The 23,275-nt window shown below is 53.7% G+C and carries 23 protein-coding genes; 16 read left to right on the forward strand and 7 right to left on the reverse strand.

Features of this window, described 5'->3' with window-relative positions:
• Nucleotides 1–39: 39 nt before the first annotated feature.
• Nucleotides 40–693 carry a TetR family transcriptional regulator C-terminal domain-containing protein gene (locus AC2FFH_RS19755; protein WP_496741652.1) on the reverse strand — a complete coding sequence of 218 codons (654 nt, stop codon included), beginning with the start codon at nucleotides 691–693 and terminating at the stop codon, nucleotides 40–42.
• A gap of 109 nt (nucleotides 694–802) precedes the next feature.
• Here AC2FFH_RS19755 and AC2FFH_RS19760 point away from each other — a divergent pair, with 109 nt between their 5' ends.
• The 9 genes from AC2FFH_RS19760 (at nucleotide 803) to AC2FFH_RS19800 (ending at nucleotide 12,566) form a co-directional block, all read left to right on the forward strand.
• Entirely contained in the window at nucleotides 803–1,672 is an 870-nt protein-coding gene (locus AC2FFH_RS19760; RefSeq protein ID WP_496706694.1) for an ABC transporter permease, read from the forward strand.
• On the forward strand, nucleotides 1,669–2,457 hold the full coding sequence (locus AC2FFH_RS19765) for an ABC transporter permease (RefSeq protein ID WP_496690593.1): 789 nt from the start codon (nucleotides 1,669–1,671) through the stop codon (nucleotides 2,455–2,457). Before AC2FFH_RS19760 ends, AC2FFH_RS19765 begins: the two co-directional genes overlap by 4 nt.
• The gene (locus tag AC2FFH_RS19770; protein ID WP_496769392.1) at nucleotides 2,454–3,551 is read left to right on the forward strand and encodes an ABC transporter ATP-binding protein; all 1,098 of its coding nucleotides are present in this window, start codon (nucleotides 2,454–2,456) and stop codon (nucleotides 3,549–3,551) included. Before AC2FFH_RS19765 ends, AC2FFH_RS19770 begins: the two co-directional genes overlap by 4 nt.
• 17 nt (nucleotides 3,552–3,568) lie before the next feature.
• On the forward strand, nucleotides 3,569–4,630 hold the full coding sequence (locus AC2FFH_RS19775; RefSeq protein ID WP_496769394.1) for an ABC transporter substrate-binding protein: 1,062 nt from the start codon (nucleotides 3,569–3,571) through the stop codon (nucleotides 4,628–4,630).
• Nucleotides 4,631–4,690: 60 nt separating this feature from the next.
• Nucleotides 4,691–6,751, forward strand: a complete 2,061-nt coding sequence (locus AC2FFH_RS19780; protein ID WP_496845158.1) for an oxidoreductase — start codon at nucleotides 4,691–4,693, stop codon at nucleotides 6,749–6,751.
• Nucleotides 6,751–7,983, forward strand: coding sequence for an aromatic ring-hydroxylating oxygenase subunit alpha (locus tag AC2FFH_RS19785; protein ID WP_496845159.1), 1,233 nt, complete (start codon nucleotides 6,751–6,753; stop codon nucleotides 7,981–7,983). Before AC2FFH_RS19780 ends, AC2FFH_RS19785 begins: the two co-directional genes overlap by 1 nt.
• On the forward strand, nucleotides 7,976–9,538 hold the full coding sequence (locus AC2FFH_RS19790) for a trimethylamine methyltransferase family protein (protein ID WP_496769399.1): 1,563 nt from the start codon (nucleotides 7,976–7,978) through the stop codon (nucleotides 9,536–9,538). Before AC2FFH_RS19785 ends, AC2FFH_RS19790 begins: the two co-directional genes overlap by 8 nt.
• Nucleotides 9,531–10,892 carry an aminotransferase gene (locus tag AC2FFH_RS19795; protein WP_496769401.1) on the forward strand — a complete coding sequence of 454 codons (1,362 nt, stop codon included), beginning with the start codon at nucleotides 9,531–9,533 and terminating at the stop codon, nucleotides 10,890–10,892. Before AC2FFH_RS19790 ends, AC2FFH_RS19795 begins: the two co-directional genes overlap by 8 nt.
• Before the next feature lie 1,485 nt (nucleotides 10,893–12,377).
• Nucleotides 12,378–12,566, forward strand: coding sequence for a hypothetical protein (locus tag AC2FFH_RS19800; protein ID WP_480794126.1), 189 nt, complete (start codon nucleotides 12,378–12,380; stop codon nucleotides 12,564–12,566).
• 257 nt (nucleotides 12,567–12,823) lie between these two features.
• Here the strand turns inward: AC2FFH_RS19800 and AC2FFH_RS19805 are convergent, their stop codons facing one another.
• Nucleotides 12,824–13,993, reverse strand: a complete 1,170-nt coding sequence (locus AC2FFH_RS19805; RefSeq protein WP_496742162.1) for a hypothetical protein — start codon at nucleotides 13,991–13,993, stop codon at nucleotides 12,824–12,826.
• A 198-nt stretch (nucleotides 13,994–14,191) separates the two neighbouring features.
• Here AC2FFH_RS19805 and AC2FFH_RS19810 point away from each other — a divergent pair, with 198 nt between their 5' ends.
• From AC2FFH_RS19810 to AC2FFH_RS19820, 3 genes are read left to right on the forward strand one after another with little or no spacing between them, the layout of a single operon-like run.
• On the forward strand, nucleotides 14,192–14,878 hold the full coding sequence (locus AC2FFH_RS19810) for a PepSY domain-containing protein (RefSeq protein ID WP_496725617.1): 687 nt from the start codon (nucleotides 14,192–14,194) through the stop codon (nucleotides 14,876–14,878).
• Between the two features lie 44 nt (nucleotides 14,879–14,922).
• The gene (locus AC2FFH_RS19815; protein ID WP_496725618.1) at nucleotides 14,923–15,582 is read left to right on the forward strand and encodes a response regulator transcription factor; all 660 of its coding nucleotides are present in this window, start codon (nucleotides 14,923–14,925) and stop codon (nucleotides 15,580–15,582) included.
• Nucleotides 15,582–16,922 carry a sensor histidine kinase gene (locus AC2FFH_RS19820; protein WP_496725619.1) on the forward strand — a complete coding sequence of 447 codons (1,341 nt, stop codon included), beginning with the start codon at nucleotides 15,582–15,584 and terminating at the stop codon, nucleotides 16,920–16,922. Before AC2FFH_RS19815 ends, AC2FFH_RS19820 begins: the two co-directional genes overlap by 1 nt.
• Before the next feature lie 199 nt (nucleotides 16,923–17,121).
• Here the strand turns inward: AC2FFH_RS19820 and AC2FFH_RS19825 are convergent, their stop codons facing one another.
• The 4 genes from AC2FFH_RS19825 to AC2FFH_RS19840 all read right to left on the reverse strand — a co-directional run bounded on the left by AC2FFH_RS19825 (nucleotide 17,122) and on the right by AC2FFH_RS19840 (nucleotide 19,122).
• Nucleotides 17,122–17,298: a YgaP family membrane protein gene (locus tag AC2FFH_RS19825; RefSeq protein WP_496725620.1), complete on the reverse strand. Its 177-nt coding sequence runs from the start codon at nucleotides 17,296–17,298 to the stop codon at nucleotides 17,122–17,124.
• 166 nt (nucleotides 17,299–17,464) lie between these two features.
• On the reverse strand, nucleotides 17,465–17,656 hold the full coding sequence (locus AC2FFH_RS19830) for a helix-turn-helix domain-containing protein (RefSeq protein ID WP_496725621.1): 192 nt from the start codon (nucleotides 17,654–17,656) through the stop codon (nucleotides 17,465–17,467).
• A gap of 12 nt (nucleotides 17,657–17,668) precedes the next feature.
• Nucleotides 17,669–18,175 carry a Crp/Fnr family transcriptional regulator gene (locus tag AC2FFH_RS19835; RefSeq protein WP_496769405.1) on the reverse strand — a complete coding sequence of 169 codons (507 nt, stop codon included), beginning with the start codon at nucleotides 18,173–18,175 and terminating at the stop codon, nucleotides 17,669–17,671.
• Between the two features lie 101 nt (nucleotides 18,176–18,276).
• Entirely contained in the window at nucleotides 18,277–19,122 is an 846-nt protein-coding gene (locus tag AC2FFH_RS19840) for a LysR family transcriptional regulator (protein WP_496845160.1), read from the reverse strand.
• 86 nt (nucleotides 19,123–19,208) lie between these two features.
• Here AC2FFH_RS19840 and AC2FFH_RS19845 point away from each other — a divergent pair, with 86 nt between their 5' ends.
• The 4 genes from AC2FFH_RS19845 to curA all read left to right on the forward strand — a co-directional run bounded on the left by AC2FFH_RS19845 (nucleotide 19,209) and on the right by curA (nucleotide 22,416).
• Complete coding sequence (locus AC2FFH_RS19845) at nucleotides 19,209–19,676, forward strand: c-type cytochrome (protein WP_496725623.1); 468 nt, start codon at nucleotides 19,209–19,211, stop codon at nucleotides 19,674–19,676.
• A gap of 13 nt (nucleotides 19,677–19,689) precedes the next feature.
• Nucleotides 19,690–20,598, forward strand: coding sequence for a c-type cytochrome (locus tag AC2FFH_RS19850; RefSeq protein ID WP_496769410.1), 909 nt, complete (start codon nucleotides 19,690–19,692; stop codon nucleotides 20,596–20,598).
• Between the two features lie 95 nt (nucleotides 20,599–20,693).
• The gene (locus AC2FFH_RS19855) at nucleotides 20,694–21,179 is read left to right on the forward strand and encodes a cation efflux transmembrane domain-containing protein (protein WP_496845161.1); all 486 of its coding nucleotides are present in this window, start codon (nucleotides 20,694–20,696) and stop codon (nucleotides 21,177–21,179) included.
• Between the two features lie 202 nt (nucleotides 21,180–21,381).
• Nucleotides 21,382–22,416 carry an NADPH-dependent curcumin/dihydrocurcumin reductase gene (gene curA / locus AC2FFH_RS19860; RefSeq protein ID WP_496845162.1) on the forward strand — a complete coding sequence of 345 codons (1,035 nt, stop codon included), beginning with the start codon at nucleotides 21,382–21,384 and terminating at the stop codon, nucleotides 22,414–22,416.
• Between the two features lie 76 nt (nucleotides 22,417–22,492).
• Here the strand turns inward: curA and AC2FFH_RS19865 are convergent.
• A protein-coding gene (locus tag AC2FFH_RS19865) for an IS5 family transposase (protein WP_496845163.1) occupies nucleotides 22,493–23,250 on the reverse strand; the annotation gives its coding sequence in 2 pieces (ribosomal slippage) (nucleotides 22,493–22,929 and nucleotides 22,929–23,250; 759 coding nt in all).
• Nucleotides 23,251–23,275 lie beyond the last annotated feature (25 nt).

Below are 23,275 nucleotides of genomic sequence, written 5' to 3' on the forward strand. Positions count from 1 at the left end.
GGGTTTTGTCTCTACGTCAAATCTGAGCGTCGCCAAGGCTCATAACATGAATTTGCCTGGGAAAAGCCCGCCTAAAAACCTTCGAATAAGTTCCGCAGAGCGTCGTCGCGAAAACATCTGCATATCGGTCAGGTAATTTACCCACATACCTTCCAGCAAGGCCAGAGTTCCGCTGGTGGCATCATCCACCAAGTTCGGATCTTGCTCGTTTTGTTGGGCTATCTCCAAGAACGCACGCCGCAAAGTCTCGACAAGTTTGGGGTCCTGAGTGCTGCTGTATCGGGCAATACCTGGATGTGAACTTGCGATGCCTCGGAATGCATGCCAGATTTTCGTACTTCGTGGATTGAGCAAAGCTTCGGACAGATCCGCCTCGATCACAGCCATCACTCGGTCTTCGGGCGATGCATCCGAGCCCAGATCGGTCATTCTGTCCATCTCGGCATAATACTCAGTACTGAAATGCTGGGCCGCAGCGGTCAGCAAATTGTCCTTCCCCCCGAAATGCAAATGGATCATTCCGCGCGACAGACCTGAGCGCTCGCAGATGCGACTGACCGAGGTATCGGTAACTCCAATATCAGCAATTGTATCCAGTGTCGCCTTAATCAGAAGCTGCCTATTGGCTTCCGGATCGCGCTTCGAACTACGCTTTCTTCCTTTAGGATCTGTCACTCTATTCAATGATTCCATTATCTTAGGGTCTTCTCATATGGGCCGCTCACAGGGAGATTGACACGAAAGGCCTTTCTGGCGCAACATTAAATGGACGATCGTCCATTAGCGACTCGTAAGTACCGAGATGGGAGATAGGGTGATTTTTCGTAGCGAAGCGTCCCGGGGTTATACCCTAAGCGCACCAGCCACGGCATACGTGGGGTTTCTGGTGGCGGCGCCTTTGGTGATCCTGATCGCCTATTCGTTCTGGACCCAAACCTACGTAACGCTCGACAAGACACCGACGTTGAAAAACTATAGCGACGCGCTTGCTGATCCGCTGGTTCGACACTTAATGCTAAGGTCGATCTGGATTGCCGGAGCAGTTACGGTAGTCACTGTCGCATTGGCCTATCCCATCGCCTACTTCATCGCGATGAAGGCCCGGAAAAAGACTATCTGGCTTCTGCTCATCACCATTCCGTTCTGGTCCAGCTATCTGCTGCGCGTATTTGCCTGGAAACTCATCCTTGGGTTCAACGGGGTGATGAATTCTGCACTGATGATGCTTGGTCTGATCGACGAACCGCTCGACTTCCTGCTGTACAACGAATTCGCTGTCGTGCTGACGCTTGCTCATGCGTGGGCACCTTTTGCGATCCTGCCGATCTATGTCTCGTTGCAGAAGATCGATCCAAGTCTGTTGGAGGCCGCCACAGACCTCGGCAACAGTCCTTTGCAACGCTTCATGCGGGTGACGCTGCCGCTGACGATCCCGGGGATCATTGCGGCTTGCCTGATCATCTTCATTCCGACTGTCGGCGACTACGTAACGCCCGCACTGGTCGGCGGATCGGACGGGAAGATGATCGCTAATCTTATTCAGGTGCAGTTCGGGGCTGCCAACAACTGGCCCCTCGGCGCCACACTTTCGCTGATCGCGATGCTGTCGGTTGGCTTCGTCGCCATCGTGTTTGTCATTACCGCCACCCAGCTTGGGAGGAGGATCAGATGAAGCGCCCCTCGACGCTGACAGCCTATGCTTTTCTGTATTTGGTCTTTCTGTACCTGCCGGTTCTTTTCCTACCTTTGTTCTCGTTCAACAGCGGTACAATCGTTGCCTTTCCGATCAAGGGCTGGACGCTGGACTGGTATCGGAAGCTGGGCGAACAGGATACGTTGATTCAGGCCCTTTGGAATTCGCTGGGTGTCGGCACGGTCGTCGCACTTCTATCCACCGCTATGGGGCTGTTCGCTGCGCGCGCCTTTGTTCGCTATCGTTTTCGGGGTCAGCGTGCAGCTGAAGGACTGGTGATGCTGCCGTTGGTTATTCCGGGCATTATCGTGGCCTCGTCAATGCTGGTCCTGTTTCTGTTTCTCGGTCTCAAGCCGTCTTTGCTGACCGTTGTTCTGGGCCATACGTTCCTCGCCTTGCCATTTTCCGTTTCGATCTTGAAGTCCGCGTTCGATGACTTCGACGCTTCGCTGGAAGAGGCATCTTACGATCTGGGCGTCGGCGTGTTCGAAACCTTCCGCCGCGTGACGCTGCCGGTCGTTTCCCCTGGCATCGTAGCCAGCATGCTGGTCACGTTCACTGTCAGCTTCGATGAGTTCGTCCTGGCCTTTTTCCTGTCAGGCAACCAGCCAACCCTGCCGGTCTATATCTGGAGCCAGATCCGTTTCCCTGCCAAGCTTCCCAATGTGCTGGCGCTTGGCTCCATCTTGCTGCTCACCTCGGTTCTGCTTCTGGTGCTGGCCGAGTATTTCCGCCGCCGCTCATCCGCATCAGAGGTCCGATGACAGACAGAAACATCATAGAACTCAGGGGCGTCGAAAAGCGCTATGGCACATTCCTGGCGGCCAGCGGGATCAATCTCGATCTCAAAGAGGGTGAGTTTTTCTCACTCCTAGGCCCCTCGGGATGCGGCAAGACTACGGTGTTGCGGATGATCGCGGGCTTCCAGGAACCGACCGAGGGCACCGTGCTGATCGACGGTCAGGATATGGAAGGTGTGCCTGCCAACAACCGCCCAACGAACATGGTCTTTCAGAGCTACGCCATCTTCCCGCACCTGAACGTCGGAAACAACGTGGCCTATGGCTTGCGGGGCAAGGCGCCCAAGGCTGAGATTGACCAGCGCGTGGCCGAGGCCCTGGAAATGGTCGAGCTGGGCGGTCTTCAGGATCGCGGTGCAAGCGAATTGTCGGGTGGGCAGCGGCAAAGGGTGGCGCTCGCCCGCGCGCTGATCATGCGACCCAAGGTGTTGTTACTGGATGAACCTTTGTCAGCGCTCGACAAGAAGCTGCGCGAACAGATGCAGTTTGAAATGCGTAATCTGCAGCAATCGCTTGGCATCACCTTTGTGATGGTCACCCACGACCAATATGAGGCGATGACCATGTCCGATCGTATTGGCGTGATGTTCAATGGACGGCTTAAGCAAGTGGACACACCGACCACGCTTTATGCCCGTCCTTGTGATCAGCAAGTGGCCAGTTTCATCGGTGAAATGAACATACTGCCTGCCCAGTTGTTGGGTGAAACCGGCGATATGTTGTCGATCGATGCAGCCGCCTTCGGGCGGATTGAGATTGAGAGAAACCCCAACGTTGCGACCAGCTCTAAAGACATGAACATCGGTATTCGCCCGGAACAATTGGAAATCGCTGCTGAAAAGCCCGAAGACTATCCATCAACGGTTCAAGGCACTGTCAGCAACGTCGCATTCTATGGCGAGAACATTCACTACCACATTCAGGTGGCGGGAGCTGAGAAACCAATCTCGGTCTCAGTTCCAAACTATTTTCACACGGTCGATTTCAAACGCGGCGACGCAGTTTGGCTGGGGCTTCAGGGGGCAAGCGTGATCGATCTAGGTACATACACAAAGTAAAATAGTGGGAGGATAAAATGAGACTTCAGGGAATTGCGGCCTTCGCATGTGCGACGGCGATAAGTACGGGAAGTGCCATAGCAGGTGGCGCCGATCTGACGGTTTTTGACTGGTCGGGATATGAAGATCCCGGGTTCTTTGCCAGCTACATGGAAAAATACGGGAATGAGGCACCAAGCTATTCCTATTTCGGAAGTCAGGAAGAAGCCTTTACGAAACTGAGTTCGGGTTTCACGGCTGATCTGGCGCATCCTTGTTCTGACGCGGTCCGGAAATGGGTCGCAGCCGACCTGATCCAGCCGCTGGATGAAAGCAAACTGACCAACTGGGCCGATGTTCTGCCCGAGATCAAGGAAGTCGACGCCATCGTCCTAGACGGCAAGCTTTACATGTTGCCGTTCGAGTGGGGGAACACGGGCCTTATCTATCGCACCGACAAAATCTCAGGCGACGATATCTCGCTGCAAATGCTGGCGGACCCGGCTTATGCAGGCAAGATCGCCGTCCCGGATGCCGCGTCATCTGCGTACGCCCTGGCTGCGCTGGCCACTGGAAACGCCGACGATTATACCAATCTGAGCGACGAGCAGTTCAAGGAAGCATCTGATTTCCTGCGCTCGATCCACCCGAACATGCGCTTTTACTGGTCCGATGCGGGTCAATTTGATCAGGCTATGACCAGCGGTGAGATCGAATTGGGTTGGGCCTGGAACCAGTCAGAACTGAATCTGATCTGGAACGAAGTGCCTGCCGCGATGATGCGTGATGTCGATAAGGGCATCGCGACCTGGGCGTGCGGTTACGTGCATCTGAAGTCTTCCACGACTCCGGTCGATCAGGTCTATGATCTGTTGAACGCGCTCACTGACCCTGCCAGCGGTCAGTACATCATCGACAACTGGGGCTACCCACATTCCAACGCAAAATCTTTCGAAGTTGCCGATCAGGCCAACATCGAAGCCTATGGTTTTGCGGACCCTAAAAGCTTCTTCGAAGGCAGTTTGTTCTTTGATGCGGTGAATCCCGAGCTTGAGGCGAAAATGCTGGCCGAATTTGAACGGATCAAAGCCGGCTTCTAACACAACCACATTTCCGGGGCCATTGGGCTCCGGATCCCAAATACAGGAAAACGCGTGAACATGTCGAACGCGAACCCATATGCTCTGCTTTTTGAACCGGTTCAGATTGGGCCAGTCACAGCCAGAAACCGCTTTTATCAGGTGCCGCATTGCACCGGGCTGGGGCATGTCCGACCGCGGGCGGATGCCGCCGTTCGTGGGATGAAGGCCGAAGGCGGGTGGGCGGTAGTTTCCAATCAGGAGACCGAGATTCACCCGACCTCAGACCTGTCTCCTTATGCCGAGGGGCGGCTATGGGACGGGCGCGATGTGCCTGCGTTGCGGCTGATGACGGATGCGGTACATGCGCATGGGGCGCTGGCAGCTATCCAGCTGGTGCACAATGGCAACCATGCGCAGAACCTGCTGACCCGGGCTCCGGTTCTTGCACCTTCCGAGATGTCTGTCGATACGACGCATCCCAAGCAGGCGCAGGCCATGGATAAAGCTGATATTCGCGAGTTCCGCCGCTGGCACCGCGAGGCCGCCCTGCGCGCGAAAGATGCCGGATTTGACATCATTTACGTCTATGCCGGACACAACATGACGTTGGCGCAACATTTCATGCTGCCGCATATGAACCAGCGTAGTGATGAATATGGCGGGTCGCTTGAAAATCGCGTGCGCCTGACACGCGAACTGCTGGAAGATACCCACGAAGCTGTAGGTGACAGCTGCGCTGTGGCGCTCCGTTTTGCCATTGATGAGATGGTGGGCGCTGACGGCATGCAGGCTTCAGAAGAAGGCCGTGCCGTGGTCGAGCTTTTGGCCGATCTTCCTGACCTATGGGATGTGAATGTAGCCGACTGGTCCAATGACAGTGCGACAACCCGTTTTCAGCCAGAAGACGGATATCAGAACGCGTTTCTGTCGCACGTCAAACAGATCACACGGAAACCTGTGGTTGGTGTCGGTCGCCTGACGTCCCCCGACATGATGCTGTCGATGGTCAAAAAGGGAATTGTCGACCTCATCGGAGCCGCACGACCTTCCATTGCGGACCCATTCATTCCGAAAAAGATTGAAGACGGCAGGATCGACGAAATTCGCGAATGCATCGGCTGTAATATCTGCGTCTCATCTGACAATCTGGGCATCCCGATCCGCTGTACTCAAAACCCGACCATGGGTGAAGAATGGCGACGCGGTTGGCACCCCGAGATCATCGCGCCGAAGAAGAGCAACGCGGATACTTTGGTTATTGGCGGTGGCCCCGCCGGTCTTGAATGCGCCACGCAATTGGCAAGGCGAGGATATCAGGTGACCTTGGCCGAAGCCTCAGCTGAATTTGGTGGACGTGTTGCCAAGGAAAGCAAGCTACCCGGCCTTGCGGCCTGGTCGCGCGTTGTCGACTATCGGCTGAGTGATCTAAAACAGCGCAGCAACGTTCAGTTGTTCACTGACAGCAGACTTGATGGCGATCAGGTGGCAGAGCTTGGCGTCGAACACGTCTTTGTTGCCACCGGCAGCCATTGGCGCGCCGATGGCATAGGCCGTAAAACGCAACGCCATATGCCTCAGATCGAGCAAAGCGCCAAAGTGCTGACGCCTGATGACATCATGAACGGCCATCTGCCTCCGAATGGCCCGGTGATGATCTATGATGATGACCAAATCTATCTGGCAGGGGTGATCGCCGAAAAACTGGCGGCCGCCGGATACCAAGTGGTCTTTGTCACGCCGGAGAGTTTGGTCTCAGCTTACGCCGTCAATACTTTGGAGCAGCCTCGTATTCAGGCCCGCCTGATCGAGCTTGGTATCGACATTCGCTGCAATCAGGTGCTGACGGCGGTTGAAGGTGACGTGGCACGCATCGGGTGTGCCTTTACTGGTCGCGAAACAGATATTCCTTGTGCCTCGACAATTCTGGTGACCGAACGCCATCGAGAGACAGCGCTTTATGACAGCTTGCGCGGGCTCGGGTTGAAGACCCTCGAACTTATTGGCGACGCCGCGTCGCCGGGATTGATCGTGGACGCAGTCTTCGCAGGCCATCGCGCCGCCCGCGATTTTGAACGCCCCAAGGCAGAATCAGACAAGGACTGGTTTCGCCGCGAGATAATCGATTTGGAGGACACGTGATGAACAGCCGACCGTTTGAATTAGATGCTTTGATGGCCTCGCACCAGCACGGCCACGCGCTGCCACGTGAATTCTATACCTCGCAAGACATCTATAATTTTGACATTGCCCAGGTCTGGAACCGCAACTGGCTTTGGGCCGGGCATGTCAGTCAAATCCCAAACCCCGGTGACTACCTCCTGTTCGACTATGGCCCGGAGAGCATTATCGTTGTTCGCGACCGCGAAGGCGAAGTTCGCGCTCATTTGAACGTCTGTCGCCATCGTGGATCTCGCGTCTGCACTGAACAATCCGGCAACTCCCGTGTTCTAGTTTGCCCGTATCACGCCTGGACATATGAGCTATCGGGGAAACTTCGTGCAGGCCACAACATGGGGGAACACTTTGACCCATCCAAATTCAGGCTATTTCCCGTTCAGGTGAGTGTCTTCAAAGGCCTGATTTTTGTCTGTGCCGATGCAAACACGCCATCGCTTGATCCTGTCCTCAGCCAACTTTCGCCACTCGTCGAACCCTATGGTTTAGACGACTTGAAAATTGCGCATACGGCGTCATTTCCGGTTCCAGCGAATTGGAAACTGGCGGTTGAGAACTATCTTGAATGCTACCACTGCGGACCAGCACACAAAGAATACTCTCGCTCTCATAGCCTGAAATCGCCACAAGACATGGCTGGCTTGGTCGAGCCGCTGAATGCAAGGGCTGTAGAAGTTGGGCTGACGCCTGATGAATTGGCGCTTGTTGGCGAGGCTGCGCCCACCCCATTCACCAGCGGGTACTATCGGCGCTACCCGCTTTACCAAGGTTACAAAACCGGCAGCAAATCGGGCGAGGCGCTTGCGCCATTGCTTGGAACGTTGAATGGCTTCGACGGTGGCGCAACTGACTTTGATATTGGTCCATTGAATTGGTTCCTGATTTATTCGGATCACATGGTGGGTTACCGCTTTGTTCCACGTGGCCTACAGGAAACCGACATTCAGGTGGTCTGGCTGGTTCGCGCTGACGCCGAAGAAGGCCAGGATTACGACAAGGAAGACCTGACCTGGCTTTGGCATGTCACATCTTTGGATGACGAACGCATCATTCGACACAACCAGTCCGGCGTGAATTCTCAATACTTCCAACCGGGCCCCTTGGGCGAAATGGAAACCTCGATCCAGGATTTTTACGATTTCTATTTCACCATGATCAGCCCGGAACCAGAACAAAGGATGGCAGGTAATGGCTGAGGCAAAATCACGCCGTCGCGGTGGTGGTGGGCGCGCCGCGCGCATAAAGGTGCAACAGGCGACCACGGGCAACGAGGCTGTGCGTGGAGGCTTAAGCGGCGGGCGCTATAAGCCGTTGACCCAATCAGATATGGAGAACATCCACCAAGCGGCCCTGACCGTTCTGGAAAACACTGGCGTCACCGACCATTTCCCGGAACTGCTTGATCTGGTGCTGTCCAAGGGCGCGGTGATGAATGACCTCAATCGACTGTGCTTCCCCCGTGCCCTGATGGAAGACATTCTGGCTGGTGCTGCCAGGGAATTTTACGTCTATGCCCGAGGAGAACGTGAAGGCAAAGACGACATGCATTGCAAGGCGGAGAGTGTCTATTTCGCCAACTCTGGCACCGCCGTCACCACCTTCGATTCCGAGACCAAAACTTATCGCCCTTCGGTCCTGCGCGATGTTTATGATTTCACTCGTCTGGTTGACCGTTTGGACAATATTCATATGCTGGGCGACACGGTGTTGGCCACCGACGTGACCGATGATTTCGCTCACGACATGAACACCATATATGCGATGCTCGCAGGTAGCCAAAAGCCTGCCTGTCTGACCTTTCGCGACCGCAGCCATATCCCGCATGCCATCCGAATGTTTGATTTGGCTCAGGGTGGTGAAGGCGCTTTCATGAAAAAGCCAAGCGTCATTTTTGGTGGCTGCCCCATGGTTTCGCCCCTGCGGATCGGTAAGGAAAACATGGAAATCCTGATTGATACCGCCAAGCTTGGTCTGACTGTCGATCTGGCCGTGCCTCCTCAGGCCGGGGCCACAGCCCCCGCGACGCTTGCGGGAACACTGGTTCAAACCGTGGCCGAAACACTGGCCTGCGTTGCCATTGTAAACCTCATTACGCCGGGCTGCCCGGTCTGTTTTGCCGCCTGGCCCTTCATCACGGACTTGCGCAGCGGGTCGTTTACCGGCGGCAGCGGTGAACAGGCTCTCATCGGGGCAGCGGCCATTCAGATGGGCAATTTCTATGGCCTGCCCACATCCGTTGGCGCAGGCATGACCGATGCCAAAATACCCGACGCGCAATACGGGTTGGAAAAGGCGCTGACCTTCACACTTGCCGCACATGCCGGTGCCAATCGCCTTTGCGAGTTTGGCGGTATGATCGGCAGCCTGATGGGATGCAGTTTTGAAAGCATGGTTATCGATGACGAAGCGGGTGGTATGATCCTGCGATCATTACGCGGGATAGAAGTCACAGATGAAACCATGGCGGTGGATGTGATCCACCAATGCGCCATTGATCCAGGTCATTTCCTCGGCAACCCACACACGCTGAACTATATGAACACCGAATTTGTCTACCCGCGGCTCATGGATCGTGAGCGTACAGATACATGGGAAAACGAAGGCAAAACTGATCTATTGGACCGCGCCCGTGACAAGGCCAATTCCATTCTCGACAGCCATTTTCCCAACTACTTCGGCGCTTCAGACGCTCAGGTGCGCGAAGAGTTCCCAATTGTGATGAGCGCAGAAAGTATGGCCCGCCGTGGATAACTCTAACGCCAAGCACTGGGACAACGACCATTTCCTGCACCCGTGGGAAGGGATGGCAACTTTGGGCGAAAACGACCGCACTTTTATCGAAGGTGCCAGCGGCATCCATGTGGTGAACGAAAAAGGCGAACGCTTGATCGATGGACCGGGCGGCATGTGGTGCACCCAGATCGGTTATGGGCGCGAGGAGATGGCCGAGGCCATGGCTGAGCAGGCTCGGAACCTTGCCTATTTCTCGCCCTTTAACAACTCCAACTCGACTGCCGCGCGGTTCGCACGCGAAATCGCCAAACGGGCGCCGGGCGACTTGAACAATGTCTTTTTTACCACCGGCGGTTCCACTGCGGTGGATACGGCCATCCGCTTTGTCCACTTTCGAAACAACCTTTTGGGTCTGCCCGAGAAAAAGAAGATCATTTCAAGGCAAAAAGCCTATCACGGAAGCACTTATCTGGCGGCCAGCGTCAGTGGAAAAGAGCGTGACAGGCTTTGGCTAGACAAGGCGGATGACCTCGCACATTTCCTGCCTGACGTGAATCCGCTCTACCGTGCAACTAGTCAAAGCGAAGAGAGCTTTCTGAAAGAGAAGGTTTCCGATCTTGAAAACGCCATTGTGGCACTTGGTCCAGAAAATGTTGCCGCTTTTATCGCCGAACCTGTTCTGGCATCTGGCGGCGTGATCGTACCGCCAAAAGGATATCACGAAGGCTGCCTAAACATCTGCAGGAAGTATGATGTTCTATATATCTCGGACGAAGTGGTGACAGCTTTTGGGCGATTGGGTCATTGGTTTTCGTCTGATGCAGTTTTTGGCATTCAGCCAGACATAATCACCTGTGCCAAAGGAATGACATCCGGGTATGCACCTATGGGCGCCGCGGTTATCTCGGATAGATTGATCGCCGACGTTGCGGGAAAAGATGCTACCTTTTCTAATGGTTACACCTATTCTGGCCACCCGGTCAGCGCGGCCGCTGGTCTAAAAAGTATGGAAATTATTGAACGGGAACAGCTTCTCGAACACGTTCGGAACGTCGCTCCGGTATTTCAGGATCAACTACAGCAGCTGCGTCAGATTGACATCGTTGCCGATGTGCGCGGGATGGGGTTGATGGGATGCGTTCAATGCTCAGTTGATGGTGATCCCCGGAGCGACCTGGGATGCGACTACGAGATTGGCGGCCAAATCGATATTGAATGCCAGAAACGTGGGCTACTTGTTCGACCTGTGATCAACATGTGTGTTCTTTCACCGCCCCTAATGATTAGCGAAAGTGAAATTGAGCAGATGTTTTCTGTCTTGCGCAAAGGGCTTGAAGCGACAAGTGCATGGCTCGGCGGGATCAGGGACTAATGAAATGCGTGCGCCTTTGTTGTGAATGTCCAGAGATCGGGATGCCATTGAAGCATTTGAGCTTAGAGCTCAAGGTCCGTTTCTCCAATTGAGCGTTTGGGTCAAGCTCGATTTCCTTGATTGTAAGGGGCCATATTCACTCTTCCGGGTCACACTTCTCTTCGCAGTCTGGGTGATGCCGGATGACTCACTTCGTTTTTTACAATTGCCTGGGCCACAGTCGACGGCCGTCCTTCCCAACGGGAATTGAGTAGCCGAACGCATGGAGTTGTTTTGTATTTTCTAATCACTTGTGAACTCACCTAAAGCTTGAGAGTTCATGATGTCTGTTTCCTTTTGAAGGCATCATAAGCTTCTAGGTGCTAGTTCTCACTAACTCTCTCGTCGCGCTCGTTTTCAGCGCCTGTGCGAATGGTCTCTCAGAAGCGCGAGAGAATGCACCTAAAAGGAGTTTTCGGCATGTTTCGCCGACCGGTCAGAGTTTTCACACAGCCTCCGGACAAAGCTGCCGTCGGTTAAATGGTTGCTTGTGACGGGTCTATGGCCCAAACCGGACGTTCCCAGCTGAGCTTTGCAAATCCCGAGTTGCTTAAGAAAGCAAAAAAGTCCGTGGCGAAGGCTTTGCCAAAGCCCCGTTCGGGCCAACCATAGACGCAGTTTAGATGAATTCTTCGCCACAACTGAGGTCTTGCGCAGGTCCATCCCTTCGAATCTGGCAATTCGACCGAATGACTGCAAACTGAATTTAGTGCGAGAAACCACCAATGCACTCAATTCAGGACATCAGCGATTGCCCTTATCAGGTTCAACACTTCATAAGTTTCACGGTTTATTTCGTAAACGTAGTTTCCGGCTCGCATGTAATATCCATTGCGCCGCAATCCCCACCGGCTAGGATTATCGACTCGGGCATACCCATCATAAATGTAGTCCCCACGACGGTATTTTTTGGCCTGTCTTGGCGGTACGAACGGGACCGCTTTTTTCGCCAAGCCTGGTGGACAAAGTCCGGATTTGGATTTCACTTGGATTGGCGGGTAGCGCCAACTCCACTAGCTTGCCCTGTGTTATGGCTGCACAAACTGGGATTTGCGTTGGCTGGTGACGCACCTTGTGCGGTCAGTGCCAGCGCCAAAACTCCAATAATTTTTTTCCTAACGAGCACCTTCACTATCTTAACAGCCTAGATATAAGTTTGAATGGGTCATGGCGAGTTCATCAGCGAAGAGTCGCTTTCCTGTACGATAAATTGCTTACGACCTGAGACCATGTGCTGAGATTGTGATCGCATGATCCAACCAAAGTGCCAGGTTAGGGTGCTCTTCGTCCACCTCGTCGCCCGCTTAATCCTTTGTCTTTATTTCGCGAACAACATTAACCGAACGTGAACAATGTGTTCTCAAAGTGTTCAATCAAACTGAGGCATAGTGCTCATGTTGGATCGAACGAGTTGTAAACCGTTTGATCGCTGACAAGGGGAAACGCATGATTAAGTCTGCCTTTGTGACTGAAGAGTCCAGCCCAACAACTGTGATGCAAACCTCCGGCAAAGTTGCCGTGGAACGTTTGTCAACCACAACAAGGTCGAGCAGTGGTCGCTTCCCTCCTATAGAAAATGCACTGACAGAAATCGTTAAAAACAAGCGGCTTTTTGAGGCACATAACAACGTCTGAAGACAGTTCAGCAGACTCTCAAACAATTCCCGATATTCGTCCTAAATATTGGAATTGATAACTAAATCCTGCTCCGGTTTGGGGCGGGGTTTCTTTTTGTGCGCCCTAGGGAAATTGACGCAACCTTTGGCGAACTCAATGAACTTCGGGCCAGCCGCTTCTCACTCTTGGGAAACATTTGGCTGGCCCGGCGCTGAGTGCTTCCGTGAGTGGTCAGCACTTCGAGTTGATTGACGAGAAGAGGCTGGGATCTTTCGTTACAGACCCAACAACGCTTTCACCTCTTCTTCAACTGCGTCGGTGACGGGTTTGTTGGCTGCGGCTTCCAGCGCTTCTCGCTCAGCCAATTCTTGTTCATCAACCAGATCAACGAGTTCTTGCACTTCTTCGGTTGCTTCTTCGTATTCAACAGCAGCTTGTCGTTCGTCGTTCAGGTCCTGTGCTTCTTCGACCGAACTGTCTAAATCCGCACGTGCTTCTTCGAGCTGTTCTTCGATTTCAGGATCCGTTCCACCGGCGTCTTCGAGCGCCTGTTCAAGGTCTTCGACCCTCTCTTGATTCTCTTGAACGTCGACCAGAGCTGTGCGCAAGTCTTCTTCTATCTCGGGAATAGTCCGCTCTGGAGGTTCCAATCCGGCGAGTTCTTCCAATTGTTCCGCAAGCTCCTCGCGCAGCGGCTCTCCGGCTAGAACGGTGTCTCGGTAATTGGCAATTCGACCGACACGGGAATTGGGTGCAGCGTTTTCTAATGCAGTTGCGTTGGCATTGGCTGCGTTAAGCGCTCCTAATTCGGACGGGTGAGCGCCGAGAAGCGCCGCCATACTGTTCCCTTTGGTTCGCACGGCCGGGCGGATGGACTCTTCGACAATCACGGTTGTTGATGATTTCGAATATGTCCTTGGCTTTTGCTTACCGCTATGAGTGGTCGTGTTTTTCTTTGAAGTGTTAAACGTTCTAGTCTTACCTTTTCCGCTGAAGATATCCTTCAATGTAAAACGACCGCTATTCCCAGAAGCAGAGCGCGAGGATTTTGACTTCGAGTTTCCAAAAATGGACTTCCCAGCACTTCGCCCACTCCGGCCTTTGTCGGCATCTTTCTTTCCGCCTTTGTTACCGGCAGAACTGTGGTCGCTACGGTCTCCTTTATCTGAGTTCCCTTTGCCGCTGCTATTACCTTTTCCGCCGCCGTTTCCTCCAGCGTTTCCATTATCGGCGCCCTTGCCGTTTCCGCCAGCGTCACCTTTTCCGCCGCCGTTTCCTCCACCTTTACCGTTTCCTCCACCTTTACCGTTTCCTCCGCCATTGCCTTTACCTTCCTTAGCAAAGGCTACATCCGGCGCGGCGATGGTGGCCACGATGGCAGTTGATCCCAGCAACGCGATTGCCAAGGTTGATGCTTTTAACAGTCCAAAATTGGTGGTTTTCATAACAGCCTCCTCAGTGGAAATCAGCGGACGTTAATTCTTTAAATCGGCTCTCTGTGTTCCAAAGTCTCGATTCACGTACGAATCTTCAAAGTTCGTTTCCATTTAACTTGAGGGTAATTGAACGCAGGGCTAACTGCTTGTTCATCATCGGTTCATGTCGAAAGACGTAGCCTCTAGCCGCGAAATACGAGGACGTTCATGCGTGCGAAGGTGATCTTGATTGTTGCAAGTTTGCTGGTTGCTTTGCCCATTGGGGAAGCGGCTGCCCAGACGCGCGAGCTCATGCAAGGTGAACTGCGCAAGGCGACCTTGACCGGCGGCACCATCCGTTTGAAACGGGTTATCAAAGGCGTCGAGAAAGCCTTTGGTGGCACCCCCGTTGATGCGCGCGCGTTTCAGGCTGATCAAATTTACTATCGCATTCTTGTCAAAAAGCCCGATGGAAAAATTGTCAGTGTAATTGTGAATGCCCAGACCGGAACGGTCGTTTCCAATCGATCCAGTGTTGGTCGACAAATATCGAAAGCAGCGCGTTCGACACCTGCTGACGTCAGCAACAGTCGCAATACTTCTACGAGCCGTGGAAACAATGGCAACGGAGGTGGCAACGCTGGTGGCAACGGGAATGCTGGAGGCAATGGCAACGGTGGCGACAACGGCAATGCTGGAGGCAACGGCGGCGGCAATGGCAATGCTGGAGGCAACGGCGGCGGCAATGGCAACGCCGGTGGCAATGGCAACGGTGGCGGCAACGGTAACGGCGGCGGCAATGGCAACGGTGGCGGCAACGGTAACGGCGGCGGCAATGGGAACGGCGGTGGTAACGCAGGTGGCAATGGCAACGGCGGTGGGAATTCTGGCGGGAACGGCAAAGGCGATCGTTAAAAATAGTGCTTAAACTAATGCCGTTGCGACTGTAGCTTTTGAATATGAGAGTACTTCTGGCTGAAGATGAACCGCAGCTATGCGAGCAGGTTAAAAAACTTCTAATTGCGGAAGGCCGTGTTGTAGATGTGGCCAACAATGGTACAGACGCCCTGCACCTGGGTGCGACAGAACCTTACGACATAATCATCCTCGACATCGGGTTGCCAGAACGCGACGGTATTTCTGTCTTGCGTGAATGGCGTAGTGCAGGCGTTAAGACGCCTGTTTTGATCCTGACGGCTCGCGACGGGTGGAGCGAGCGCGTGGATGGCCTGGATGCCGGCGCTGATGACTACATGACCAAGCCGTTCCACATGCCCGAGTTGGCAGCACGTGTGCGTGCAATCCTGCGCAGACAAAGCGGTCAGTTGAACCCTGTGATCGAAATGGGGGATGTCTCGCTCGACACACGAAACGGGCGCGTCAGTGTTGGTGGAATTCCTGTGGTTCTGACCGCGCAAGAGATCGCCGTTCTTACCTACCTTGCTCACAACATGGGACGCATGGTTTCGCGCACCGAGTTGTCAGAACACATTTACGAATACGACGGCGATCGGGATTCCAACACCATTGCTGTTTTCATAACCCGGCTGCGTAAAAAACTAGGCTCTGAACTTATTACGACTGTCAGAGGGCGCGGCTATATGATCGATACCGCCTGATGTTGTCGCTTCGCCAACGCGCGTTGCTTGGCGGCCTCGCGACTGGCGCCCTTTCTGTGGGTGTCGGAACACTCGTTGTGTTTTCCTACATCAATACCCGCGTCCTGGAACAGTTTGATGAGACGCTGCGCGACAGGCACACGCAACTTATTGTCGGCCTGAGCGCAACCACAGACGACCCTGAGGCTCTGCGTGATCTCATGTTCGACCCGGCCTACGGAACGCCGTACTCCGGCAGGTATTGGCAAGTGACGGATGGCAGCGGCGCCATATTTACGTCCGCATCGCTCTTTGACGAAACAATTTCCGAACCTGCTGGCTTGAGGGAAGAGGCAGTCGTCTGGAACACCGCTGGCCCGGATAATGAGGCCGTGCGAAGTGTGTTTCAGAAGATCACGTTCGAAGACGGAACCGAATGGGGCGTGACTGTCGCTGAAAGCAGAGGAGAGCTGATCAGCGAACGCCGGGCCGCGCAGGACAACTTGCTGCCGGTTTTTGGATTGGTTGGCTTGATCGGAGTTGCTGGTTCATTGATGTTGATGTCTGCAATTGTCGGTCCTCTCAGGAAGCTGCGCGCAGATGTGGCGCATCGCTGGGACAAGGGAGACGATCTTAAGCCGGAGGGCTATCCGGAAGAAGTTTCGCCACTTGTCGAGGACCTCAATCAATTGCTGCACAGAAACCGCGAGATTGTATCTGGTTCTCGACGGCAAGCGGCTGATTTGGCGCATGCGCTAAAAACCCCGACTGCGATCCTCCGAAACGAACTGGCAGCTTTGTCGGACAACGGAGCAGATACCGAACCTGCCGACGACGCGTTGAACAGGATCGATGCTCAGCTCAAGCGCTCCCTTGCACGCATGCGTGCGTCAAACACCGCTGAACTTACATACTCTCGAACTGATCTTACTCATTCGGTTAATAGGCTATCCAGATTGTTCTCGGTCACGGCAGAGCGTGAAGGAAAATCTTTAACGACAGAATGCGAGAGCGGACTTCAGGTCCGAATGGACGCTCAAGACATCGAAGAAGTGATTGGAAACCTCCTCGACAACGCTCTGAAATGGTGTCGGACAAGAATTCACATAGCTGCCAAACGTGTTGCGGGCGGTATTGAGATTTGCATTGAGGATGACGGACCTGGAATTCCAGAAGATGCACGTGAAGGGGTACTGCATTCCGGAGGGCGGCTGGACACTTCTGTTCGAGGAACCGGTTTAGGTTTGGCCATAACAGTTGACTTGTTGAACGCTTACGGCTGCAAGCTAACACTGGATACATCCTCTAGCCTCGGCGGCTTGGCTTGCCGGATTCTAATTTCAGGAAAGACACAAACATAAATAGCCGAGACCAGTCCCTAGCTTCGGGCAATCGAAGTACAACTCATTTGAGAAGAATGGGAATTCGAACGACTTCGACACTTCTCGTACGGGGAACAGTGTGCGTGTTGGCCGCGACTGCGGAATCGTAGCAAGATATAGAATAACGGGCGCATGTCACAGGGCGAACTTTGCAAAGCCCGGTTACTGCGCTTCACTGTTATTCGAACAGCATGCACCATCTTGTCGGTTTTTGACTCATTGCGGCCTTGCGCCAACGCAGCAATGCCGTTGCGCCAGGCAGGTTCACGCTGCACGTCTTGATCCTTAGCGCGGAGTAGATCGGGCCAACGCCAACTAGACCTGTGATGAGCGGGATGATGCCAATAAGCCCCACATCGTCTGAGAGCCGACAAAGGTCAAAGACAGCAACACAAGGTCAAGAATGATACGCGTGCGCGACCAAGTGTTCCTTCATTTCTGGACATCATTAAATCCTCCTTGGTTGATTGATGCCCAATTCTAACCTTTTACGTCGCCGACAGACGGTGACAGAGTCACCGCTAACCTGCGGCAACATGTTCCAGTTCCTTGCGATCAAGTATGGCGATGCCGTCCTCATGCTGCTTTACCCAGCCTTTCTTCGCGAACTCCGCCAATCTGCGGGACACGTAGGCGCGGCCTGAGGCTGTTTCGCTTGTGAGTACGGAGTGGGTTGCCTTCACCCTGCTGCCTGAAGACGCAAGCCTTATCAAGGCCTTGGCGAGTCACGCATCGAAGTTCGTAAGCGCCACATCTTCAATCAACTGCTGTTGTTCCGAAAACCGCGAGGAAACGGACAACATAATCATAACTCGGAACTCAGCGTCCTCGGCGAGCTTCTTTCGAAACTCGTGAGCTAGCACGATTTGCCCGGTCAAGTCGGTCTCTGCAACACCTTCGGCACCGTAGGCCTCGTCCCTTATCAGGCATGACAAAATCTGGAGGCATACGTCGGCCGACGTGACACGATATAGGACCACTTCGCGTCCGCTCGGGCCTGTAAGCGTTACACGACTTGATCCCTCTGACAGAATGATGAAGCTTGGACATGCTTGACCTGGTTGAAAGACTGTTGCGCCACATGGCGCGGCAAAACTGCGGAGGACACTCGTTCTCGCAAATATCCCAAATTCCCGAAGATTAGAAACTCGTGAATTGATCAATTCAAGCCGGATCGCCTTAGATTCTTCTCGTGTGCAGTCTGGGCTCAGTTTTGCCGTTCTCCGCAGCAATCATAATTGATTGGAGGAGCCCAATGCGAACGTTTCCGACTGGACATTGCAAATTTGGAAAGTCAAAAATGTAAGAACTCGAAAGTCTCAGTTGCATAAAATCACTTAGCTAGCGCTTCCGATATACGTTCGACTAGTGCCCTCTGAACTACAGCAAACCTTGGAGTTTGCGAGATTTCTTCTAACGTTGCGACCCACAGCGGAACCTCGAACTTAGGATTCACGTCCTTCGACCGCTTAAGGCGGGTATCCACGTCGCCAAAAAATGACGGCAAAAAGGTTTTACCAGCTCCCGAGGCCGCCATCTGCTGTAGCACCAGAAAACTGTCTGCTCCATTGGTCATCTCGTCGGCGCTTACATTCTGCGCCAGCCATTTGGCAGGAAGTGAACGACTCAACGCTCCGTCTAGCCTCATCCATTTGCGATTGGGGCTACCATCGTCATAGACACCGAAGGACAGCGTTCCTGCACGCTCTCCGATTAGCCCTTCCCCGAGCTTTATCGAAGGGCGCACAGCAATGTCTGCTGTCAGTCGGGAAAGATCATGGTGGCTGTTCTGGCTTAGCAGAGTCAGGTTCAAACCTGGGTAAAGGAGTGAGATTTCGTTGAGTATTCTTGGGAGAACAATCTGACAAAGACTATCAGTCGATGTAATGCGCACGTGACCCATTGGCGAGCGATTTGCTCCGACAACCGCCCGCTCCACCGAAAGCACCGCTTCTTCAACGCTTTCCATGGCTGAAAAGATCGCACTGGCTTCGGGGAGAACGGAATATCCTGACGAACTTTTCTGAAAAACCACGCAACCATTGCGTTCTTCGAATGCGGCCACCCTGCGCAAGACTGTGGCGTGCGTGACGCCCATCGCCGCCGCCGCCGCGTTCAACGAACCGTATTTGCTTACGGCTAGTGCGTACCGAATGTCATCCCAGTTTTCATTGTTCATAAATTAACAAGTGACGACCAATAACAAACAATTACAAGAAAATTCGTTCAAGCTAACATTCGGAGCATTGAACAGGGAGACACATCATGATGAAGAAGTTCTCAATCTTCGCGGCAGGTCTTTTGTCATTGGTCGCCATTGGCACAGCCATCGCCCACGAAAGTGAAAACCCGGCTGTGAAAGCTCGAACCTCAATCATGCAACTCTATGCCTTCAATCTTGGTACACTTGGCGGCATGGCCAAAGGCGAAGTGGACTATGATGCCGAAGCCGCAACACGGGCTGCAAACAACCTTGTTGTGCTAACGCAGATCGACCAATCCGCGATGTGGCCCCAGGGATCTGACAATGTGTCCGATCCGTCCACCCGAGCGCTGTCGGCAATCTGGGAAAACTTCCCTGACGTTGGTGCGAAAGGGCAGGCCATGGCAGATGCCGCTATTGCGATGCAGGCTGCGGCTGGCCAAGATGTTGATGCCCTGAAAGCGGCCATGGGCGATCTGGGTGGAAGCTGTTCGGCGTGTCACAAAGCTTACAGAGCACCGAAAGACTAATCGGCAGATAGCTGTGAAGCGGATTTTCCTATTTACCGCTTTCGTTGCACTTTTGGTTGGGTTGGCCGGTTTGGTTCTGACCAGACCACAAAGAGTGGAGCCGTCTCAACTCGACGGTTTGAACCCAGATCACGCCAGAGGTGAAATCGTGTTCTACGCGGCAGGATGCGCATCCTGTCATGCAGCGCCTGATGCAGTTGGCGAGGACAAGCTCATGCTCTCCGGTGGTCGCCGGTTTGAGACGGATTTCGGCACGTTCACTGCCCCCAACATTTCCAGTGACCCAGAAGTCGGCATTGGGTCCTGGTCTGCCCTGGATCTGGCCAACGCCTTGATCCAGGGGACCGGACCCGAAGGGCAGCACTATTTTCCAGCGTTTCCCTATACATCTTACGCCAACATGTCAGCACACGACGTCGTTTCGCTTCACGCATTCCTCGGCACTCTGCCAGCAGCCACAACTGCAAGCGTTCCGCATGAGGTAGGTTTTCCTTTCAATGTTCGTCGTGGATTGGGGGGATGGAAACTGTTGTTCATGACACCAGGTTGGGTAGTCGAAAGTGATTTGACCGACCAACAAAGACATGGCAGGTATTTAGTCGAGGCGCTGGGTCATTGCGCTGAATGCCATACCCCGCGAAATGGTCTAGGTGGTTTAAAACGAGACCTTTGGCTGACGGGCGCTCCAAATCCAAACGGGAAAGGTCGTATCCCCGGCCTTACTTCAGACCAGCTTGATTGGTCCGAGGCTGACATTGCCGAGTACCTCAAATCTGGCTTCACGCCGGATTATGACAGTGCTGGTGGTGAAATGGTGGGGGTCATCGAGAACACGTCTCGCCTTACAGATGAGGACCGTTTGGCGATTGCAGCGTATCTCAAAGCTGTTCCTGTTTCGTCGACGGGGCTTCCATCAGAGTAACGTCGTTGGCGCCATGCAGGTGGACCAGATGCTGTCGTCGGTCGCTGTTAGGAAGCCGCAGGGCATATTCCCTTTTCACCAAACACCTGTTTTACGTGCTGAACACCGGAGTTCACCAGTCACCCGAGTTTCTGTTCATGATTGACAAAGGGTCGTGGCCAAATGACACAAAAAATCGCTCTTTGGTCCATTCCAATTTCCATTGTGGTACCGGCCTTGTAACTGCTGACCTGGTAGCTGACGGGCTCGGTGGCGTTGTTGTCAGACGCAATGGAATCAACTGTAAATGTCGTTGCAGCGCTGCTGGCGTATTTTGCAGTTCGGATTTCCAATATACCCCTGACGAAAAACACCTCTTTGGTCACAAAAAGGCCGAGTATCTTTCCGCCGTCGCCGAGGGCGTACTGATTGTGCTGGCGGCATTCTTAATCATCAGAGAAGCTGTGCTGGCACTCCCAAACCCGCATCTTGAGGATGCGCCACTTCTTGGAATCGTTGTCAATGTCATCGCAACTGGTGTGAATGGCGCATGGGCTTACCCACTGTTCGGAAATTGTGCGTTTCCTTGCAAGCCATGGTGAGAAAATTTTACAATTGAACTTGAGCAACCACGCATGTGTTGATGCCCTTCCGTCCATTGGCGTAAGGAAGTTGATGAGCTCGTGCTCAAGGGAAACTGAACGTTCTGGCGATCCAGCGCCGGGAACCTGAAACTGATACGTACTCTTCGCAAAGAATACCTCCGCTTCCCTCAAACCGACACGTATAAGGAAAGAGCACTAAATGACCCAGACCACTGATACTAATCGCCGGATCGTATTGAATGAGCGTCCCAGTGGCGAGCCCGACGCCAGTACGCTCCGTTTGGAAACCGCAGATATCCCTACGCCGGGAGCAGGTGAAATGCTTGTCCGCACACATTACCTGTCGCTCGACCCCTACATGCGTGGGCGGATGAACGACGCTAAATCCTATGCCGAACCCGTAGCAATAGGAGAAGTGATGACGGGACAGGTTGTAGGGGAAGTCATTGCTGCAAATCTCGATGGTTTCGAAGTTGGCGACTTTGTCCTCTCAAACAGTGGGTGGCAAGATTATGCAATCTCCGATGGTCACGAGGTCATCAACATGGGTAAATCTCCCCAAAACCCGTCTTGGGCTCTTGGGATACTTGGGATGCCTGGCTATACTGCCTATGCAGGGTTATTGCAGATAGGCGAACCAAAACCCGGCGAAACCGTTGTTGTTGCCGCAGCCTCCGGCCCTGTTGGAGCTACCGTGGGTCAGATTGCCAAACTCAAGGGTTGCCGAGTTGTCGGGATTGCTGGTGGGGCCGAAAAGTGTGCCCATGTGGTCGAAAACCTCGGTTTCGACGCCTGTATTGATCATAAGACCGCCGATTTTGCCGACCAGCTGCGCGCAGCATGCCCCGATGGGATCGATGTCTACTTCGAGAATGTTGGTGGCAAGGTGCTTTATGCTGTTTTACCCTTGCTCAACCCCTTTGCCCGTATGCCAATCTGCGGCGTGATTTCGTGGTACAATTTGACGGATCTACCCAAAGGTCCCGATATGGGACCAGCAATAATGGGCACCTTGCTGAGGCAGAAGGTGAAAGCACATGGTTTCATCATTTTCGACAGCTTTCCAATATCGCTTTACCAAGAGTTCACACGCGATATGACAAGCTGGATTCAGGATGGTGCGGTTAAGTACCGCGAGCACATGGTGGATGGGTTGGAGGCTGCACCAGAAGCCCTGAACCAGCTACTTCGCGGGGAGAATTTTGGCAAAATGGTTGTGAATGTTGGTGCCTGAAGAGGCCAAGGAAAGTTCTAACGAACAAGTGCCAATCGATTTTTTGGTTGGCACTAATAGTACTTAGGGTCAGGACTCATAGCCAATAGATGACGGTAGCCGCCAGTGCGATGGCTGAGAGGAAGACGTTTGGGCACCTGTCGTATCGGGTTGCCACTCGCCGCCAATCTTTCAGCCTTCCGAACATGATCTCGATCCGATTGCGACGTTTGTAGCGGCGCTTGTCGTACTTCACCGCTTTCTTCCGCTGCTTCCGGCCTGGGATGCACGCGCGTATACCTTTGTCTTTCAACGCTTCCCGGAACCAATCAGCATCATATCCGCGATCCCCAAGCAGCCATTCGACATCTGGCAGGCTGCTCAACAATGCCCGTGCGTCGATATAATCGCTGACCTGCCCAGCCGTCACAAACAAGTTGAGTGGGCGTCCCTTGCTGTCGCAGATAGCGTGCAGCTTCGTGTTCATGCCACCCTTGGTCCGACCGATCAGGCGTCCACGCCCCCCTTTTTGACGCCCAAAATGGTCGCTGTGCGGTGCGTCTTCAGGTAGGTCGCATCTATCATCACGGTCTTATCTTCGCCGTGCTCAGCGGCCAATCCGGCCATCATCCGGGCGAAGATGCCCTTGCCGCTCCAACGTTTCCAGCGGTTGTAGAGCGTCTTGTGCGGGCCGCATTCCTTCGGCGCATCGCGCCAGCGCAAGCCATTGCGATTAATGAAGACTATCCCGCTCAACACCCGCCGGTCATCGACGCGGGGTTTGCCGTGAGACTTTGGGAAGAAGGGCTCAAGACGCGCCATCTGGGCGTCAGTCAACCAAAACAGATCAGACATGTTCGCCGCTCGTTTTTCGAACCGT

Source organism: Ruegeria sp. YTSC003 (assembly GCF_059609785.1).